We start from the raw sequence: 18,784 nt of genomic DNA, 5'->3' as shown, positions 1-18,784 counted from the left end.
GATCCGATCGCCCAGCGCGACCGGGAGAAGGCGCACCCCGAACGGACGACGACTCCGCGACCGGCGGTCCCGACCTCACCCGCCGCATCCACCCGATCGTTTCGGTCATCACCGAGGACGGCTTCGAACGGCCGGCCGAGGCGACTGCCCGACCGCCGGCCCGGCGGAGTTTTCGGTTCCATGGGCAAGACCTGCCACGGGCTTTACTGCACATGACTTGCAGGTACCGCAGGATGGCACGAGGCTGTTCACCGCAGCCGTCCGTCCGACAGAAAGACCTTCCCCCCGATGGCGGCCGCCCCTGAGTCCACTCCGCCCCTCCCCGCCCCGGCCCCCGCCCAGCGCACGGCCTGGCACCGCGTCCGCACCTCCATGACGCGGCGGGAGTGGACCAGGGTCGGGGGGATGGCGGCCTTCGTCCTGGCCCTGCACGTGATCGGCTGGTTCACCCTCGTCGCGGTCGTCGCCCCGGAGCACCACGCCATCGGATCGCAGACCTTCGGCATCGGCGTCGGCGTCACCGCCTACACGCTCGGCATGCGGCACGCCTTCGACGCCGACCACATCGCCGCCATCGACAACACCACCCGCAAGCTGATGGGGGAGGGGCAGCGGCCGCTGTCCGTGGGCTTCTGGTTCTCACTCGGCCACTCCAGCGTCGTCTTCGCCCTGGCCTTCCTGCTCACCCTCGGTGTGAAGACCGTCGCCGGGCCGGTCCGTGACGACGGCTCCGCCCTGCACGACGTCACCGGCCTGATCGGCACGACCGTCTCCGGCACGTTCCTCTACCTCATCGCGGCGGTCAACCTCGTCGTCCTGGCCGGCATCTGGAAAGTGTTCCGCGCCATGCGCTCGGGCCGCTACGACGAGGCTGCCCTGGAGGAGCAGCTGAACAACCGCGGGTTCATGAACCGCCTGCTGGGACGCGTCATGAAGTCGGTCTCCAAGCCCTGGCACATGTACCCGCTGGGCCTGCTGTTCGGCCTCGGCTTCGACACCGCCACCGAGATCGCCCTGCTCGTCCTGGCCGGCTCCGGCGCCGCCTCCGGACTGCCCTGGTACGCGATCCTGTGCCTGCCCGTCCTGTTCGCCGCGGGGATGTGCCTCCTCGACACCATCGACGGCTCGTTCATGAACTTCGCCTACGGCTGGGCCTTCTCCAAGCCGGTCCGCAAGGTCTACTACAACCTCACCATCACCGGCCTGTCCGTCGCCGTGGCCCTCCTCATCGGCACGGTCGAACTCCTCGGCCTCCTCGCCGGACGACTCGGCCTGCACGGCCCCTTCTGGGACCGGATCTCCGGGCTCGACCTCAACGTCCTGGGCTACGTCGTCGTCGCCTTGTTCTTCGCCACCTGGGTGCTGGCGTTGGTGGTGTGGCGGGTCGGACGCATCGAGGAGAAGTGGTCGGGGGACCTGGCCGGGCCGGGGCGCGGCGTCAGTCCATGACCGCTATGGCCCAGGCGAACGCGAGGGCCCCTGCGAGGACCACTGCGAGGACCAGGGCGGCGGCCATGACCACGACAGCGACGAACAGTCCCGTCACCACGGCCACCCCGGCCCAGGCGGTCCGTTTCGCGCGGTCGGCCTCCCGGGCCATGTCGCCGTCCTCGTACCAGCCGTCTTCAGCCATCACACCCTCCCGGCGGGGAGACTACAGCCGGCCGCTCACGCCCCCAGCCGCAGCTCCTTGCGCCACTTGGTGATCTGTTTCTCGGCATCACCCGTGTACGACCACGGCGTGCGCGTCGCGCGGGGTCCCAGCATGCCCAGCAGGACGCCCGCGATGTCCGTGGCGCCGGCGGAGCAGGCCGCGTGGGCCAGGTAGTTGAAGTCGCGCAGTTCGCCGGGCGCGATCCCGCTCTGCCTGCGGCCCATGACCCAGCGCTGCCAGGTCCGCCGCAGGTCGCTCGTCGCGCCGTCGTGGCTCCAGTGCTGTGAGAGGCCGACGGCGGAGTGCCTGCCCTGCGCCGCGTCCAGGGCGAAGCGGTACTCCTCGACCCGGGCGTACTGCACCAGCACCGGCAGCGGACAGCCGGGCGGCGCCACTCCGGCCGCGTCCCGGGCGAAGTCGTACATCAGGCCGTGCGTGCCGTGCCAGCGCGCCGAGTAGTAGTGCAGCACCTGAAGGTGCCCCTCGACGCTGTAGGGATCCCGGCCGTGCAACTCGTCCCACCAGCGCCCCAGTTCCTGTCGTCGCACGCCTTGCGGGTACAGGCGCGCCACCGAGATCAGCGACACCCACGGCGTCGGGTCCTCCGGGTGCGCCTCCGCCGCCGTCAGGCAGGCCAGCACCGCCGCGTCCACGCGGTGCTGGTCGATCGGAACGCCCCGCCCCGCCGCGATGGCCACGTTGAAGGTGCGGGCGGTCTCCGTCGCCGCCCGCAGCACCAGCGCGTCGGCGCTGTGGGCGTCGGCCGAGAGCCAGGACTCCACCGTCGAACTGCCCGCGCACACCTGCGCGAGCTGCCGGATCCGGTGCCCCCGGGCCATCCAGTCGCGGCCGGTGGCGGCCAGCAGGTCCCGCAGCCCCTGCCAGCGGCCGATCACGACGTCCTGGCGGGCGGAGGTGAGGTCGGTGTCCCCGCAGTCGGGGTCGAAGTCAGGGGTGAAACCGCGTCTGAGACCGCGTGCCATCGGGGGCCCCCTCAGAAGTCGGTGGACAGACCCTCGTGGACCCGGGCGTGCGCGTCCTGTTCGTCGGGGACGTAGTCCGTCTCGACCGCGCGGGAGGCGTCCAGCTTCGCGGGCCGGTAGTAGTCGCTGCCCTGCCTCCAGTACCAGAGCATCGGGACGAGCCCGACCGCGAGCCCGCCGATGCCGATCGAGATCGCGGCGCTGCTCAGCTCGCCCAGCGACTCCACGAACACCCAGAACATGAACAGGGCGCCGCACAGCGGCCACAGGCCGCCGAAGAGGAAGTTGGCCGGGGACTTGAGCAGCATCTTCCGGTACGCGACGACCACCGCGAGTCCCGCGAGACCGTAGTAGACGGCGATCTGCAGGCCGATCGCCGAGATGGCGTCGGAGAGGATGTCGCCCACCGAACCCAGGGCGTTGGAGGCGATGAACATCACCAGCGCCACCGCCCCGACCACCACGATCGCCACCCAGGGCGTGTTCCACCGGCGGTGCACCCGGCCCAGCGCCGACGGCATCGTACGGTCCCGGCCCATCGCGAACAGCGAGCGCGTCACCTGGATCAGCGTCGTCTCCAGGGTGGCGATGGTGGACAGCATCACGGCCACGATGAGCAGCTTGCCGCCCCAGCCCGGCCAGATCTCCTCGCCGAGCACCGCCAGTACGTTCGCGTCGTTCTCCTCGATCTGCTTCGAGGTGAGGATCACGTTCACCGCGATGGTGAACACCTCGAACAGCAGGAACACGATGCCCACCCCGATCAGACCCGCGAGGCCCGTCGTGCGGCGGCTGTTGCGGGTCTCCTCGCTGAGGTTGCTGGTGACGTCCCAGCCCCAGTAGTAGAACGCTGCGATGAGCGCGCCCGAGGCGAAACCGGCCATGCCGTCGAAGTGCGAGAAGCCGAGCCATGACCAGTCGAAGGCGCGGGCGTTGCCGGTGTGGAAGAAGGCGAGCACCGCGAACAGCGCCAGGACGGCCAGTTCGACGCCGGACATGATCAGCTGGGCGCGCACCGTGAGCCGGGCGCCGCCGAGCACCACGCCCAGCATGACGAGGAACCAGGCCGCGCCGACCACCGTGGACAGCGCGGTGTTGTCCGCGAGACCCTCGTCGAAGAGCGCCAGCGTCATCGAACCGGCGGGCAGCGACCCGGCCACCATGAAGATCGTCGCCGAGATCACCAGTGCCCAGCCGCTGATGAAGCCGAGGAAGGGGTGGAGCGTGCGCCCCACCCACGAGTAACTGGCACCCGCGTTGACGTCGATCCGGCCGAGGTAGCTGAACGCCAGCGCGATGCCCAGCATGGGTATCGCGCAGTACAGCAGGGCGGCCGGACTCGCCAGGCCCACCGCGCCGACCAGCACGGCGGTGGTCGCCGCCAGCGAATACGCCGGGGCGCTGCCCGCGACCGCCATCACCACGGTGTCGAACGTGCTGAGGACGTTGGCCTGCAGCCCTCTGCCCCTGCTGTAGCTCATGGATGCGCTGCTTTCACTTGTGCGCGACCGGAGGCGGGCAGGCCGTCCCGGCGGCGTTGGGGGGTGGGGGTGGAGCTCGCCGCCGGACGGAGGAAAGGGTGGCCTCGGCCCTGGTGGCGTGAGAAGGGGTGGCGGATACCGTGCTGCCGCCGCGTCGACAGCCGGTCACACCGTGTGTGCGAGTGATGATAGTCCTACTGATTGAGCTTTCAAGATTGACCGGTGGGTAATGTCCGGTGCCTCACGGGGTTTTAACCTCCCGTTGGCCCCAGCGACGTTCGGGCGCCCTCCCGGCGCCGGGCGGCGTCCGCCGAGGTTAGAGCCCGCGTAACGGGAAACGCGGAACGGACAGGCGAGACGAACGAGCCGAGCAGCGGCCGGAAAGGCAGGAGTGATGGGCACGGAACCGATGCGCCCCGAACCGATGGCGGACGACGCGTACCAGCCCACCGGTACCAACGAGGAGCAGGAGGACGCCGCGCCACTGGACCTGCAGGACGCCGTCGACGAACGGACGTACGACGACATGCTCGACGAGGGCTACTCCCCGCCGGAAAAGCCCTTGGGCGTCACCAAGCGCGGCACCACCGCCGCCGAACAGCACGAGGGCGAGAGCCTCGACGAACGGCTGGCCCAGGAGGTGCCCGACGTGTCCGCCGAGCCCACCGGGGACGGCGTGGGTGACACCCCCGACAGTGACGGCGAACCGGTGGACCCCGAGGCGGGAACCGCCCGCGCCGGCCGCCTCGTCGCCCCCGACGAGGGCGCCCACGCCGACACCACGAAGGAGACCGTCGCCTCCGACGTCGGCATCGACGGCGGGGCGGCCGGCGCGGAGGAGGCCGCCGTGCACGTGGTGGAGGACGACAGCGCACTGCCCGAGGACGACGGCGGCGTGTGACCCGTCCACCGGCGTGCGGTCGCGCCGGCACACGCGAGGCCACCGGGCCCACGGCGCTCAGCGCCGTGGGCCCGGTGGCCCTCTGCGTGCCGAGGGTGCCGGCGGGAGGACGGCCCGACGGCTAGGGCAGCAGCTTCTCCAGGGCGGCAGGTCCCTCCGCCGCCAGCTTGCGCTTGGCCCACTCGAGCGTGTGCGGGTTGAGGTCCTTGCCCGAGGCGAGGACGAGGTCCTCCGGCGACACATCGGTGCCGGTGCGGGCGTGGAGCAGGCGGTCCGGGGTGGCGCGGTCCTCGGGCGGCTGGGATGCGGCAGGCTCTGGCGTCGACATGTTCTCTGCTCCTAGGGTCCGGATCGCTGGGGCGGCCCCGGTGCTGAAAAACCGGTCCGATATCACCATTCCCCGCGCGAGCGAGGCGTGCATCCGGAGAGCGCGGTCCCGGTCCGGGCACCCCGTTCGGACGACCATGGATGTCGCGGGGTCTTCCTCCGGGTGACGGTGGAATCACGTGTCCCTGCGACTGACAGGGAGCTTTTCCAGCCCCGGCGTTCTCTCCGGCAACGTCGTCCAGATCCCGATCGGCATCAACGCCGACATCTGCGGCAACTCGGTCAACGTGATCGGGGCGTTCAACCCGGCGATCGGCAACAAGTGCACGATCAAGGACTGACGTACCGGTCGTGACGTCCCCGCCGGTGGCGGCCCGCGAGGCAGCACGGGCCACCACCGGCCACTGGTGTCAGGCCCCGCCCGCCCCGTCCCGCTGACGCGGCGCGAGCACCAGCATCGTGACGTCGTCCTGCACGTCCGGGCAGTGCCGGACGAGGTCGGTCCAGACCCGCTCCGCCAGCACGACCGGATCCTCGGCGGCGAGGCCCGGCAGCCGCTCGGCCAGCGGGTAGAAGACTCCGTGCGTGTCCCTGGCCTCGGTCACCCCGTCGGAGGCGAGGAAGAGCCGGTCACCGGCCCTCAAAGGCACCGAGACGACCCGGGGCGGGACCGCCTCGGCGAGGCCGAGACCCAGCGGTGTACACGGCTCGACGTCCAGCTCGAGGGCCCGGCCGTCCCGCAGCAGCAGGGGTCCGGCCTGCCCGCACGCCACGATCCGCACCACCCGGGCGTCGGCGGAGAAGTCGAGCAGCACCGCCGTCGCGAACAGCTCGGCGTGCGGGTCGCCCGCGGAGTCCACCGCCAGCCTCCGGTCGAGCCGGGCCGCCACCGCCTCCGGGTCCGGCTGGTCCAGCACCGCCTCCCGGAACGCGCCCAGCAGCGACGCGACCGTGGCCACGGCCGACAACCCGTGCCCCTGCACATCCCCCATGACCGCCCGCACGCCGTAGGGACCCGCCCGTACGTCGAAGAAGTCACCGCCGACCAGCGTCCCGCGCTGCGCGGCCCGGTACAGCCCCGCGCACCGCACCGGCCCGACCCGGTCCGGCAGCAGCGGTACCACGGCCCGCTGCGCGACCTCGGCGACGGCCCGCTCGGTGACCAGCTGCGCGTCCCGCCGGGAGCGGACGTACGACAGCAGCACGCTCAGCACCGAGACGAAACACACGGTCAGCAGGTCGGTACTGCCGGGATCGTTGAGGTTGAAGACGGGCACGGTCAGTACGACCACCACCAGCCCGCCGAGCAACGCCGTCGCCACCGGACCGTGCGCCAGCACGGCCAGCGGCGGGATGGCCCCCAGCAGGAAACCGATGTCGAGCGGCTCCGGGGCGACCAGCTCCGCCAGGCAGACCCCCGCCAGCAGCGCCGACGGCAGCACCCGGGCCCAGCCGGGCGGAGGTGCGCCGCGCAGCCAGCCACGCCGGTCCGAATCCCGGCGCGCCGGGAGGCCGCGCACACTGCTCACACCACCACGCTGCTACGGCCGGCCGGCCGCCGCACCCGGGCCCGCACCGACGTGGGGCGCCGGGGGGAGCCACCCACGCGGGGTGACGGGACTCGACCGGCCGCCCTTTCGAGGGGGCTGGTGAACCGTGCCGGAAATCGATGGACCTCCCGCCCGAAGATCCCCTAGCGTGTGCCGTGCCACGCCCCGAGACCGGCGAAGGAGGGCAGAGCCGTGCAGTTCACACCGTTCCCGCGCTCCCTCCCCGTTGTCCCGGCGTGCTGCGACTGACCGACCGGGAGCGCTCCGAGCAGTTTGCGTCCTGGAGGACACCCCATGACCGACGTGGTCATCCGCGCGCTCGGCACGAGCGACGCCGAACTCTTCGACACCCTGCCCGACCCGCTGGGCGCCCGTGAGGGCCACCGGCTGACCAGGCACCGCCCCGACTGGAAGCGCGTGGCCCTGCGCGAGGGTCGCGTCGTCGCCCGCGGCGCCTGGTGGGGCGGCCCCGACGACAGCGAGCCCGTCAACCTCAACTGGTTCGACGTGGCCGAGGGCGAGGAGGAGGCGGGCGCCGAACTCCTGCGTTCCGCCCCCTGGCAGGTCGGACTGGAACTGAACGTGCCCGCCGGCTGGCGTGACGATCCGGCCCTGCGCGCCGCCGCCGAGACCCGCTTCACAGCCGCCCGGACCGCCGGCTACGACCTCCTGGTCGAACGCCTCCTGTACCGCTGGACCCCCGACCGCGGCCTGCCCGAGCGGCCCGGGCGCCTGGACTTCCGCGCCGAACCCGACGACGCCGTGTTCTTCGACGCCCTGCGCCGCATCCACTCCGTCACCCTGGACGCGCACGCGCTCAAGGCCATCGAGCAGGGCGGGCTCGACCGGGCGGCCCAGGAGGAACTCGACTTCTTCCACTGGTGCCCGTCACCGCGTGAGTGGTGGCAGGTGGCGTACACGCCGCAGGGCGACCCGGCCGGCATCCACATCCCGGCCCACAACCCGACGGGCCCCTGCGTCGGCTTCATCGGCGTCCTTCCGGAGCACCGCGGCCACGGCTACGCCTACGACCTCCTGGCCGAGTGCACGCACGTCCTGGTCGAGCAGGGGGCGGAGTTCGTCGCCGCCGCCACGGATCAGGGCAACTTCCCCATGGCGGCGAACTTCGCCAAGGCCGGCTACCCGGTGGTGAAGGAGCGGCTCAACTTCGAACCGGCGTAGGAAGCGGGGCCGCTCCCGCGCTCAGGGGTCAGCAGGGTGCTCACGGGGTCAGCAACTCCTGGGCGGCCGTGAGGATTTCCGTCACCCGCAGGCCGAACGCCGCGTCGCAGGCGTGCGGGCGACCGGTCCGGGCGGCGTCGAGCAGTGCGTCCGCGGCCCGCATCAGCGCGGGCACCGCTCCGTCGGAGCCGTCCGGCAGCGCCGCGACCCCGGCTTCCCCGCGCAGCTCCACGGCGGCACCGGCCGCGGCGGACGGCGCCGTCAGGCTCAGGGTGAGGGTGCTCGACGCCCCACTCGTGTGGTCGAGGACGACGTGCGCCGTGTCGCCGGGGCCGTACGCCGCCGCGGTCACGCGCCGCACGTCGCCGAGGACCGGCAGCAGGACGGACAGGGCGTGCGGGCCGACGTCCCACAGGGCGCCCTTCTCCCGCCGCCACGGCGTCGCGAAGGGGCTCTCGCTGGTGAACACCGCCCCGAGCCACTCGGCCCGGGCCGTGAACCAGCCGGGTACCGCGGCCTGTTCGGCGATCCACGTCGCCGGCTCGGGCTGGAAACGGGTCGTGAAGAACACGACCGAGGCGACACCGGCCTCCCGGGCCGCCTCGACCACGGCTCGTCCCTGCTCCACCGTCGGCGCGAGCGGCTTGTCGAGCAGCAGATGGCACCCGGCCCGCGCAGCCCGCGCGGCGAGTGCGGCCTGCACCTGCGGCGGCAGCGCGACGGCCACCGCGTCCACGTCGGCGAACAGTTCATCGGCATCGTCGTAGGCACGGACGCCGTGCCGCTCGGCCAGTTCCTTCGCGGCCTCGGGGCGACGGCCCCACACACCCGTGAAGTCCAGCTCCTCGTGCCCGCTCAACGCGGGGGCGTGAGCCATCCGGGCCCAGGGTCCGGTGCCGAGCAGTCCTATGCGCATGCCGCCGCCTCTCCACGCTGCCGGGACGACGAGCGTGCCACACGAAAGCGGCCGGTGGGCACCGGGGGCGGACAACAAGAAAGGCAAGGAGTGCTCTCCTCGCCTGTCTCAAGTTATAGCCCACGGGGGGCCTTGCGGCAAGGCCCCCCGTCTGCCGCAAGATATCCGGCCTAGGCCCAGGACCTGCGGAAACGGGAGCATGAATTGACCCCTGCGACAACGAGCGCCTTCGATCTCCCCGGCCGCCTCGCGCACAAGGCCGCCCCGGCGTCGATCGCCGGGGACGAGCGGCACTTCGCCGCCATCGCCGACTGCCTGGAACGGTCGGTCGCGGAACTGTCCGACCGTCTGGAGGCCGAGCGCAGGGCCCCCGGTGGCAAGGGCAGGCAGGCCATGGACCGCGACGCCGAGATCCACCGGCTGACCGCCCGCCTGCGCGCCCTGCGCCGCTTCGGACTGGACCTGTGCCTCGGGCGCATGGCCGGCGCGGACGGCTCCGAACCCGTCTACGTGGGACGGCTCGGCCTCACGGACAGCGAGGGGCGCCGGCTGCTGGTCGACTGGCGTTCCCCGGCCGCCGAACCGTTCTTCGGGGCCACCCACGGCAACCCGATGGGTCTGACCAGCCGTCGCCGCTACCGCTGGACCGACGGCAGGGTCAGCGACTACTGGGACGAGGTGTTCACCACCGACGCGTTCGCGGGGCACGCCGCGCTCGACGACCAGTCCGCCCTCATCGCGAGCCTCGGCACCAACCGCTCGCCCCGCATGCGGGACGTGCTCGGCACCATCCAGGCCGACCAGGACGCCATCATCCGCGCCGGTTCCCGCGGCGCCCTCGTCGTCGACGGCGGCCCGGGCACCGGCAAGACGGTCGTCGCCCTGCACCGCTCCGCCTACCTCCTCTACTCCGACCCGCGCCTCGGGCAGCACCGCCGGGGCGGGGTGCTCTTCGTCGGCCCACACCGGCCCTACCTGTCCTACGTGTCCGACGTCCTGCCCAGCCTCGGAGAGGAGGGCGTGCAGACCTGCATCCTGGCGGACCTCGTCGACGAGGGAGCCACCGCGGTGGCCGAGACCGACCCGGAGGCGGCCCGTCTGAAGGCGTCCGCGGACATGGTGCGGGCGATCGAGAAGGCCGTCCGGTTCTACGAGGAGCCGCCCACAGAGGCGATGACGGTCACGACCCACTGGTCCGACATCCGCCTGGGCGCCCACGACTGGGCGGCGGCCTTCGACGCGGCCGAACCCGGCACACCGCACAACGAGGCACGCGAGCAGGTCTGGGAGGAACTGCTCACGATCCTCGTGGACAAGCACGAGGGCGACGCCCCCGAGGACCTGCTCCGCAAGGCACTGTCGCGGGACCGGGAACTGCTCACCGTGTTCAACCGTGCCTGGCCGCTGCTGGAGGCGACCGACCTCGTCGGGGACCTCTGGTCCGTACCCGCGTACCTGCGCATGTGCGCCCCCTGGCTCGACCGCGACGAGGTGCGCACCCTGCAACGCGCGCAGCCGCACGCCTGGACCGTGTCCGACCTGCCGCTGCTGGACGCGGCACGCCATCGGCTCGGCGACCCGGACGCCGCACGGCGCAGGCGCCGGCAGGAGGCCGCCCTCGCCGCCCAGCGGGAGGGCATGGCCGACGTCATCGACAACCTGCTGGAGGCCCACAGCCACGACGACGGCGAAGGCGTGCTGGTCATGCTGCACGGGCAGGACATGCGCAACTCCCTGGTGGACGACAGCGCCCTGCCCACCGCCGAACCGGACCGGCTCGCCGGGCCGTTCGTGCACATCGTCGTGGACGAGGCGCAGGAACTCACCGACGCGCAATGGCAGATGCTGTTGCGACGCTGCCCGTCCAGGAGCTTCACCATCGTCGGTGACCGTGCCCAGGCCCGGCACGGGTTCACGGAGTCGTGGCGGGAACGCATGGAGCGGGTCGGGCTGGACCGGGTCGAGATGGCCTCCCTGAGCATCAACTACCGCACCCCGGAGGAGATCATGGCGGAGGCCGAGCCGGTCATCCGGGCGGTGCTGCCGGACGCCAACGTGCCGACGTCGATCCGCAGCGGTGGCGTCCCCGTCCGCCGCGGGCCGGCCGCGGAGCTGACGTCCATCTTCGACACGTGGCTGGCCGGGCACGCCGACGGGATCGCCTGCGTGATCGGCGATCCGGCGTTCCGGCCGGCCTCGGCCCGCGTCCGGTCGCTGACCCCGGAGCTGTCGAAGGGGCTGGAGTTCGACCTGGTGGTCCTGGTCGACCCGGAGGGCTTCGGCGACGGCGTCGAGGGCGCCGTCGACCATTATGTGGCGATGACCAGGGCGACGCGGGAGCTCGTGATCCTCACGAGCTCGTGACCCTGCGCCCGGCCGGGGCACCCCCACCTCGACGGACGGTCAGGAAAAGCGAGCCCGGAGCTCGGCCTCCAGGGTTTCCAGCGTGCGGCCCTTGGTCTCGGGGACGTACCGCTTCACGAAGAGGAGGGACACCACGCCCGCCGCCACGAACAGGAAGAACGTGGCGGAGATCCCGATCCCGGAGACCAGGGACGGGAAGACCAGCCCGATCGCGAAGTTGGTCAGCCACAGCACCACGGCCGCCGCCCCCATCCCGAAGCCGCGCATCCGCATCGGAAAGATCTCCGACAGCATCAGCCAGGTCACCGGCGAAATCGCGCCCTGCTGGAAGGCGAGGAACGTCACCGTCATCGCGAGCACCGCGAACGCCCGCGGCTCACCGGAGGGCAGCACCAGCGAGAAGACGCCGATCAGCAACAGCGCGGCGGTCGTCCCCACCTGACCGGTCATCAGCATCGGGCGGCGCGGCACCCGGCCCAGCAGCCAGATGCCGGCGAAGGTGGCCAACACCGAGATCACGCCGTTGGCGATGTTCGCCGTCAGCGCGCTGTCGGCGGCGAAACCGGCGTCGGTGAGGATCTGCGTGCCGTAGTACATGATCGTGTTCACGCCGGTGATCTGCTGCACGACGGCGATGCCGAAGCCGACGAACATCAGCTTGCGCACCCAAGGCGTGCTCTTGATGTCCTGCCGGCCGCCGAGCTTCGCCTGCCCGTCCCCTACGGCGAGCGCGGAGACCTCCTTCAGCTCGGCCTCGGCCCGGGCCCGCGACCGCACCTGCTTCAGGACGCCGAGGGCCTCGCCGAAACGGCTCTCGGAGGCCAGCCAGCGCGGGCTCTCCGGCATCACCAGCATGCCCAACCACAGCACCACGGCCGGCAGTGTGGCGACGACCAGCATCCAGCGCCACACGCCGCCGGACTCGCCGCCGAGCCGGGCGATGACCGCGTTGCACGTGAACGCCAGCAGCTGACCGGTGACGATCATCAGCTCGTTGCGGGTGACGAGGGCGCCGCGCCGCTCGGCGGGCGACACCTCGGCGAGATACACCGGCACGGTCACCGAGGCACCGCCGACCGCGAGACCCAGCGCGAACCGGGCCACGACCATCACGGCGGTCGTGGGGGCGAGCGTGCAGCCCAGAGTGCCGAGGAAGAACAGCACGGCCAGCAGCAGGATGGCGCGCCGCCTGCCCCGTGCGTCCGAGAACCGGCCGCCGGTCGCCGCACCCAGCGCGGCACCCAGCAGCAGCGAGCTGGTGACCATGCCCTCGGTGACCGGGGTCAGGCCGAGGTCTTCGGCCATGTAGGGCAGGGCGCCGTTGATGACGCCCGTGTCGTAGCCGAAGAGCAGACCGCCGAACGTGGCGATGATCGTGATGACCCGCAGCCGCCGCGAGACCGCAGGCGGCGTCTCGTCCGTGACGCCGCCTGCGGGAGTGGGGGTCGGTGCCGTCTCGACCCTGACGTCCATGGCCGCTCGCTCCTTGCCTGTCGAAGTCCGGCCGCCGGGCCCCGGCCGGCCGCGGCCGGCCGGGAGTGCACGGGTGCCGGCCGCACTGGGCAGCGGCACCCCGGCGGGTGCGACTCGCCTACCCCGTGCGGCGCGGTCTCACCGCACGCGATCAGGCCCCCCCCCGGGGGCTCAGCCTTCCGTGCTGATGTTGACCATCCACGGGACGCCGAAGCGGTCCGTGCACATGCCGAACACGTCGCCCCACATCTGCTTCTCCAGCGGCACCGACACCGAACCGCCCTCGGACAGCTTCTCCCAGTAGCCGCGCAACTCGGCGTCGTCGTCGCCGCTCAGACTCACGGAGAAGGGACTGCCCTGCCCGGACTCCATGCCCGGCGGGTTGTCGGCGCCCATCAGGGTGAAGCCGCTGGTGGTCTCCAGCATGCCGTGCATGATCTTGTCGGCGTTCGGGGCGTCCGCCTGCCCGAACTCCCCGTAGCTGTTGAGGTCGAGGGTGCCGCCGAAGACCTCCTTGTAGAACTCCATCGCCTGCCGGGCGTCGCCGTTGAAGGTGAGATACGGGTTGAGACGCGAGGCCATAGGAACCTCCCAGATGGGGACAAAGAGCCGTTTTCGCGCAGCGTATCGCCAGGCACCGGCAACGGCTCGTCGAGCGTGCCCCGCCCGGGGCCGGGTGAGGTGCCGCCGCAGCCGACCTCATCGCCAACCGCCTTGTTGGCGTCGCTTCTTGACCATGAGGGGAGACAGCGGCTCATGTCATCGACGTTCCGCATCGGTGGGGATCTGGAGGTACGCCGGATCGGCTTCGGAGCCATGCACCTGCCGACCGCACCCGGCCCCGACCGGGACAACGCCCTCGCGGTGGCCAGGCGGGCCGTGGAGCTGGGCGTCACGCTGATCGACACGGCTCACCTCTACGGCGGCGGGGCCAACGAGGAGCTCCTCGCCGAGGCCTTGTACCCCTACCCGGACGGCCTGCTGATCACCACCAAGGTGGGTGTGGCCCGCACCGGCCCCGGTGGCGACTGGAGGCTCGACGGCCGGCCGGAGATCCTGCGCGACCAGGTCCGGCAGGCCTTGCGCCGGCTGCGGACCGAGCGGATCGAACTGCTCCAGCTGCACCGCATCGACCCCGGCACACCGCTCGCCGACCAGCTCGGCACCCTGCGCGAGCTGCAGAACGAAGGCCTGGTCGGCCGGATCGGGCTGTCGGAGGTCACCGTCGACGAACTGGAGCGGGCCCGGGAGCTGGTCGACGTCGTGAGCGTGCAGAACCGCTACAACCTGCTCGACCGGGAGCACGATCCGGTGCCGGACGCCTGTGCCGCCGCAGGGATCGCCTTCCTGCCGTGGCGACCGGTGGCCTGGGGGAAGGCGGGGACCGAGGGCGAGATCGGCGCCGTCGCGGCCGAGCTCGGTGCCACGCCCACTCAGGTCGCGCTCGCCTGGCTGCTCGACCGCGCGCCCGTGTCCTGCCGATCCCGGGTGCGGCCCGGATGGAGCACCTGGAGGAGAACCTCGCCGCCGCCGACCTGAAGCTGACATCCGCCCATCGCGACCGCCTCGACGGTTCGGCCGACGCCGGGCCGGACAGGGAGCCGGGGCCGGCGTGAGCAGGCTCACGCCTCGTCGGACGCCCCGTTGTTCCAGTCGTACGGGCCGCCGCCCTGCCACTCGATCAGCTCGGTGTCGTCGACGGCCGTGTCGGTGGTGGGCAGGCCCTCGCGGTGCAGCAGGTCCAGTACGTCGAAGAGGCTGTAGGCGACGCCCATGCGCTCGCCGTGGATGGTCACCAGCCGTCCGCCGTCCGTCGCGGGCGGCTGCACGACCACAGGGGGTTGACCGTCCATAGCCCCACCATGCTCCCGAAACGGCCGGTCCGCAGCTCGGTGGAGTCCAGAAGCGGTACCGGCCCCCTCACGCGCCGGGGCCCGGGCGCGCTGTGCGCCGGTGACAAGCCGCCCTCCGGAAGCTGAGTTCTCATCAGCACTCCCTGAGAGCGGTCGTGCCACCGCCCTAGCGTCCGTGGCATGGACATGAACCGTACGCACAGAGGGAAGTGGCGTGGTGCCGTGCTCGCGGCACTGCTGACCGCCGGGACGCTCACGGCCGCCGCCCCGGGCGCCCGCGCCGAGGGAACGCGCACCGAGACGCCGGTGACGTCGACCTCGCCGGTGACCGGGGTGACGGAGTCGATGGTGCGGGTGAAGGTGCCGCTGCCGGAATCGGCCGGGGCCCGTCCGGCGGCCTGCGACTGGCTGTCGTACCTGCGCTACCGCTCCGCCGACGGCCCGGCCGCGTCGGCCGACGCGGACCGGATCCTCATCGCCCAGCCCGGCATCCTGGAAGGGGCGGGGGCCTTCGACAGCGTCGCCCGCAACACGGTCACGCGGGCCGCCGAGCAGGGGTTGCACATCGAGTTCTGGGCGCTGGACCGGCGCTCCAACTGCCTGGAGGACCGCACCGGCATCGCCTCCGGCGACCAGCACACCGCCGTCGACTACTACTACCGCGGCAAGCAGGTCGGCGGCCGGACCTTCGGCGGCTACGCCGGCAACGCACAGCTGGGCTGGATGGCGAAGCTCGGCATCGAGCAGACCGTACGCGACCAGTACGACCTCCTCATCGCCGAGTTGCCCTCCCCGGCCCAGCGCAAGCGGAAAGTGCTGTGCGGCGGGCACTCCCTCGGCGGTGTCATCACCGGCTACTTCGCCGCGGCCGACTTCGACGGCGACCGCGCCACCACGCAGGACGCCGGGTACAACCAGTGCGCCGGCTACTTCGCCCTCGACACGACCGTCTCCACCACGCTGGGCGACCTCGGCGGCAGCATCCCCGGCGACACCAACCTGCCCGACGTCGGCCTCGGTTACGGCGTCGTGCAGGCCGGGCTGGACAGCGGCGTGCTGCCGCGCACCCTGTCCGCGCCGGTGCTGCTCAACCCCGAGACCATGACCCTCCTCGGCATCGCGGGACTGGGCGCGCTGAAGGACCTGGAGGCAGAGGCGGACCTGCCCCGCTATCTGCCCCGCAACCTCAACATCGAGGCGACCAACCGCTTCCTGTTCGCCAAGGACACCGCCGCCTTCCTCAGCGGCTCGCCGACGGTGAAGGACTTCCGGCTCACCAACGGGGCCGTCCTCGGGGCGCTGCTGGACGACAACTCCGTCCCGCTGGCGTTCCTGCAGACCAGTGTCGGCTTCTTCGACGGCGGACCGATCGCCGACAAGAGCTTCCCCGCCGCCAACGGGGGCGACGCCCGACCGGGGCTGTACGGGACCGCGTACAAGGCCATCCCGGACCGGCCGCAGGGTCCTCTCTACACCTGGCGCAACTACGACCGTGTCGGCGACGCGGACGACTCCGGCCACCGGTCGGCCGACGGCACCCCGTTCACCGGCGCAGGGGAGGAGGTCACCGACGTGCGGCAACTGGCCCGCAGCCTGGCAGAGCAGCCGCTGGACTTCACCGAGCAGTACTTCCCGACCAAGCTGGTCACGGACATCGAACTGGCCACCTCACCGCAGGTGAGGAAGCTCGTCGTCCACCCCGAGGGGCTCAAGGCCAACCCGGTGCTCACCGTGCTCGCCGGTGAGGGCCTGCTGGCCGGCCGGGTCCCGGCCGACCTGCACCCGGTGGTCGCGGACGGCTACCAGCACCTCGACGTCCTGACCGCCGCGCCGGTGCAGAACGACGGACGGCCGGAGCCCGTCTCCTCCAGCCTCGCCGGCTTCGCGCGGACACCGCGCTAGCCCTCGCCCGGTGCGCACGCCCGGGGCCCGGGAGGACAGCCTCCCGGGCCCCATCGCGTCGGGCGGGATCAGAGCCGGCCCGCCGCGAACGTGGCCGCCTCCTCGGCGTCGTCCCGGTAGCTCAGGTGCGCCCCGACGTCACCCCCGCCGTTCTCGCACACGGGGTCGCCCTCGGCGCAGAGGTCCAACGTGCGGCTCTGGTAGGTGCCGGTGACGCTCTTGCCGAGCGCACGGATCGGGTTGCCGAACAGCAGTACCGCGGCGACCTTCGGCTCGACCGCCGCGGGCAGGCTGGCCACGATGGGGCTGCCGACCACCGCGCCGGCGCTGCTGATGCCGATCGAGTTGTCGACGACATTGGCGCCCTGCGAATAGCCGACGAGAACGAATTTCTGACCCGGGCAGGCGGCGGCCTGGCTCTTCACGTGGTTCACCAGATCCAGATTTCCCTGTGCCGCGGACGTGGGGGAGAGGTCGGCGGGATAGTTCACCTTGTAGCTGGACAGGTTCTTGCCCGCCGCCTTCTTCTGCAGTGCGGAATACACCGGGTCGCCGACGATGAAGCCGAGCGTGCCCGGCTCGAAGGTGCCGCGAGCCGACACGACCTCGACGTCCGAGCAGGCCGCGGCCATGGCTGGGGGAGCCGAGAGCGTGGCGAGTCCGGCCCCGCCGGCGAGTGAGAGCGCCGCGAGGCACGTACGGATGCGCATGGGGGATCCTCCGCGTGGGAAGGCGCGTGAAGCGCCTGCGAAAAAGGACGCCCCGAACGTATGGGCTTTCTCTCGCCTGCTGTTATGGACGGGATTATCAAAACCCCGTCGGTTTTTGTCGCCGGTTGAGTACGCCGCTCGAATACGGGAAGTCAGTTCTCCCGCACGTGCGGTGATTCCGCGCGCAACGCGAGGATGAGGTCGAGGCGGGCCGCGGGGTCGTGCAGGGCGTCGCCGAAGAGCTTCTCCAGCTGGCGCAGGCGGTAGCGGACCGTCTGGGGGTGGATGTGCAGCCGCACGGCGACGTCCGGCACGTTGCTGCCGCTGAGCAGCCAGGCCAGCAGTGTCTCGGCGAGCCGACCGCGCTGCCCCGCCGAAACCGCGTCGAGGGGTGCCAGGGCCCGGGCCCGGAGCCGCTCCACCAGCGGCTCGTCACCGTGCAGCAGGAGCGTCGACAGATGCTCGTCGCAGCGCACCACGCCCTGGCGGGGCAGCACCCCACGGCCCATCAGCCCGAGCGCCCGGACGGCCAGGCGCAGCGACTGCGCGGCCTCGGTGACCGCGACCGTCGGGCCGATCGCGGCGGGCCTGCCGCGCAGCGCGAGGGCGAACGCCCGGCCGCCGATGCCGCCGGAGCCGTCCGGCTCGGGCACCAGCATGCGTGGCGGGCGGCACGCCATGTCCACCAGCGCACCCGCCGCGGCCAGCGGCCGGTCCTCCTCCCGCCGGTCCGGCGCCGCCGCGAGGGCCACGACGGCGACCGTCCGCGGCACGGGCCAGCGCGCGCTGTGCGCCAGGTCCTGCACGGCCTCGAGCGCCACCGGCCCGTCCTCCAGGAGCAGGTCCAGCAGGCGCTTGCGGCGCCGCTCCAGCTCGTCGGAGCTGCGCAGCCGGGCCTCGGCGTACCCGGACGCCGCCGCCTGTGCGACCTCGTGCACGGTCCGGAACGCCAGCTCACCGAGCCCGGCCACGACCGAGGAGTCCAGCCCGAGTTCCTCCGCGGTGCGGCCCATCTGCCGCCAGGCGCACATACCGCCGACCCGCAGCGCGGACTGCAGGGCGTCCAGGCTGCGTCCCTCCAGGGCCTCACCCCGCCCTAGTTCGTAGTACGTCGCCGCGATCGCTCCCCCGTCGTCGCGCGGGTCGGCGATGTGGTCGACGAACAGGGTCAGCGCCTGCACGACGCCGGACCGCAGGGCCTGGCGGTACGCGCCGTCGGCGGGCCGGGCGTACTCCGGGACCTGGCGGCGGACCTCCTCCTCCACCTCGTCGGCGACGGCCGCCAGATCGGCGCGCAGCATCTTGGCCAGCTCAGGGGGGAACCGCGGCGCGGCGGGGCGGTCCGGCACGCCGTGCGGGGTGGGCACAGCCATCACGGACACTCCTTTCGACCGGAAGCGGCTGCCCCACGGGCTGTCGCCCGTGGGGCGAGTGGGGAGTCCTGTGTGGGACGGACGACCCCTCCGTTCCGTTCCGTGCCCCGACGGC

At 72.1% G+C, this 18,784-nt stretch carries 16 protein-coding genes and 3 pseudogenes; 8 read left to right on the top strand and 11 right to left on the bottom strand.

Annotation, left to right across the window (positions count from 1 at the left end; genetic code table 11):
* Positions 1-44: 44 nt before the first annotated feature.
* Both ABTX60_RS16980 and nicT read left to right on the top strand, forming a co-directional pair.
* A pseudogene (locus tag ABTX60_RS16980) lies at positions 45-152 on the top strand (proteasome subunit beta); the annotation flags it as partial.
* Between the two features lie 136 nt (positions 153-288).
* Positions 289-1,449 carry a Nickel transporter NicT gene (nicT, locus tag ABTX60_RS16975; protein ID WP_352097815.1) on the top strand — a complete coding sequence of 387 codons (1,161 nt, stop codon included), beginning with the start codon at positions 289-291 and terminating at the stop codon, positions 1,447-1,449.
* Here nicT and ABTX60_RS16970 read toward each other — a convergent pair.
* Genes ABTX60_RS16970 through ABTX60_RS16960 form a run of 3 tightly spaced genes read right to left on the bottom strand, consistent with a single transcriptional unit; the run spans position 1,439 to position 4,118 of the window.
* Positions 1,439-1,633 carry a hypothetical protein gene (locus ABTX60_RS16970; RefSeq protein ID WP_352097814.1) on the bottom strand — a complete coding sequence of 65 codons (195 nt, stop codon included), beginning with the start codon at positions 1,631-1,633 and terminating at the stop codon, positions 1,439-1,441. The genes nicT and ABTX60_RS16970 overlap by 11 nt on opposite strands.
* A 35-nt stretch (positions 1,634-1,668) precedes the next feature.
* A complete protein-coding gene (locus tag ABTX60_RS16965; protein WP_352097813.1) occupies positions 1,669-2,637 on the bottom strand; it encodes a hypothetical protein in 969 nt (322 codons plus the stop codon).
* Between the two features lie 11 nt (positions 2,638-2,648).
* Complete coding sequence (locus tag ABTX60_RS16960) at positions 2,649-4,118, bottom strand: APC family permease (RefSeq protein WP_352097812.1); 1,470 nt, start codon at positions 4,116-4,118, stop codon at positions 2,649-2,651.
* A 409-nt stretch (positions 4,119-4,527) separates the two neighbouring features.
* On the opposite strand from ABTX60_RS16960, the gene ABTX60_RS16955 reads away from it, so the two are divergent.
* Positions 4,528-5,019 carry a DUF5709 domain-containing protein gene (locus tag ABTX60_RS16955; protein WP_352097866.1) on the top strand — a complete coding sequence of 164 codons (492 nt, stop codon included), beginning with the start codon at positions 4,528-4,530 and terminating at the stop codon, positions 5,017-5,019.
* Between the two features lie 121 nt (positions 5,020-5,140).
* Here the strand turns inward: ABTX60_RS16955 and ABTX60_RS16950 are convergent, their stop codons facing one another.
* On the bottom strand, positions 5,141-5,347 hold the full coding sequence (locus ABTX60_RS16950; protein WP_352097811.1) for a hypothetical protein: 207 nt from the start codon (positions 5,345-5,347) through the stop codon (positions 5,141-5,143).
* A 205-nt stretch (positions 5,348-5,552) separates the two neighbouring features.
* Between ABTX60_RS16950 and ABTX60_RS16945 the strand changes: the two are divergent.
* A pseudogene (locus ABTX60_RS16945) lies at positions 5,553-5,687 on the top strand (chaplin); the annotation flags it as partial.
* 69 nt (positions 5,688-5,756) lie between these two features.
* Here the strand turns inward: ABTX60_RS16945 and ABTX60_RS16940 are convergent.
* Positions 5,757-6,866 carry a PP2C family protein-serine/threonine phosphatase gene (locus ABTX60_RS16940; protein WP_502992340.1) on the bottom strand — a complete coding sequence of 370 codons (1,110 nt, stop codon included), beginning with the start codon at positions 6,864-6,866 and terminating at the stop codon, positions 5,757-5,759.
* A 324-nt stretch (positions 6,867-7,190) separates the two neighbouring features.
* Between ABTX60_RS16940 and ABTX60_RS16935 the strand changes: the two genes are divergently transcribed.
* Positions 7,191-8,078, top strand: coding sequence for a GNAT family N-acetyltransferase (locus tag ABTX60_RS16935; protein ID WP_352097809.1), 888 nt, complete (start codon positions 7,191-7,193; stop codon positions 8,076-8,078).
* A gap of 40 nt (positions 8,079-8,118) precedes the next feature.
* Here ABTX60_RS16935 and ABTX60_RS16930 read toward each other — a convergent pair whose 3' ends face one another.
* A complete protein-coding gene (locus tag ABTX60_RS16930) occupies positions 8,119-8,994 on the bottom strand; it encodes a Gfo/Idh/MocA family protein (protein ID WP_352097808.1) in 876 nt (291 codons plus the stop codon).
* A gap of 204 nt (positions 8,995-9,198) precedes the next feature.
* Between ABTX60_RS16930 and helR the strand changes: the two genes are divergently transcribed.
* Positions 9,199-11,358 (top strand): RNA polymerase recycling motor ATPase HelR, encoded by a 2,160-nt coding sequence (gene helR, locus ABTX60_RS16925; protein ID WP_352097807.1) that lies wholly within the window; start codon positions 9,199-9,201, stop codon positions 11,356-11,358.
* A gap of 39 nt (positions 11,359-11,397) precedes the next feature.
* On the opposite strand, the gene ABTX60_RS16920 is transcribed toward helR, so the two are convergent.
* The gene (locus ABTX60_RS16920) at positions 11,398-12,831 is read right to left on the bottom strand and encodes a sugar porter family MFS transporter (protein ID WP_352097806.1); all 1,434 of its coding nucleotides are present in this window, start codon (positions 12,829-12,831) and stop codon (positions 11,398-11,400) included.
* 171 nt (positions 12,832-13,002) lie between these two features.
* Entirely contained in the window at positions 13,003-13,413 is a 411-nt protein-coding gene (locus ABTX60_RS16915; protein ID WP_352097805.1) for a VOC family protein, read from the bottom strand.
* A 174-nt stretch (positions 13,414-13,587) separates the two neighbouring features.
* On the opposite strand from ABTX60_RS16915, the pseudogene ABTX60_RS16910 reads away from it, so the two are divergent.
* A pseudogene (locus tag ABTX60_RS16910) lies at positions 13,588-14,447 on the top strand (aldo/keto reductase).
* Between the two features lie 6 nt (positions 14,448-14,453).
* Here the strand turns inward: ABTX60_RS16910 and ABTX60_RS16905 are convergent.
* On the bottom strand, positions 14,454-14,684 hold the full coding sequence (locus tag ABTX60_RS16905) for a hypothetical protein (protein ID WP_031143787.1): 231 nt from the start codon (positions 14,682-14,684) through the stop codon (positions 14,454-14,456).
* A gap of 180 nt (positions 14,685-14,864) precedes the next feature.
* Here ABTX60_RS16905 and ABTX60_RS16900 point away from each other — a divergent pair, with 180 nt between their 5' ends.
* Positions 14,865-16,586, top strand: a complete 1,722-nt coding sequence (locus ABTX60_RS16900; protein WP_352097804.1) for a hypothetical protein — start codon at positions 14,865-14,867, stop codon at positions 16,584-16,586.
* Between the two features lie 68 nt (positions 16,587-16,654).
* Here ABTX60_RS16900 and ABTX60_RS16895 read toward each other — a convergent pair whose 3' ends face one another.
* Complete coding sequence (locus tag ABTX60_RS16895; protein WP_352097803.1) at positions 16,655-17,296, bottom strand: cutinase family protein; 642 nt, start codon at positions 17,294-17,296, stop codon at positions 16,655-16,657.
* Between the two features lie 152 nt (positions 17,297-17,448).
* Positions 17,449-18,669 (bottom strand): PucR family transcriptional regulator, encoded by a 1,221-nt coding sequence (locus tag ABTX60_RS16890; RefSeq protein WP_352097802.1) that lies wholly within the window; start codon positions 18,667-18,669, stop codon positions 17,449-17,451.
* Positions 18,670-18,784: the final 115 nt, after the last annotated feature.

The sequence above is a fragment of the Streptomyces sp. NPDC126510 genome, assembly GCF_040302345.1.
GTDB lineage: Bacteria > Actinomycetota > Actinomycetes > Streptomycetales > Streptomycetaceae > Streptomyces.
Note: the sequence above shows the minus strand (reverse complement) of the source record. Positions and strands in the feature narration are given on the sequence as shown.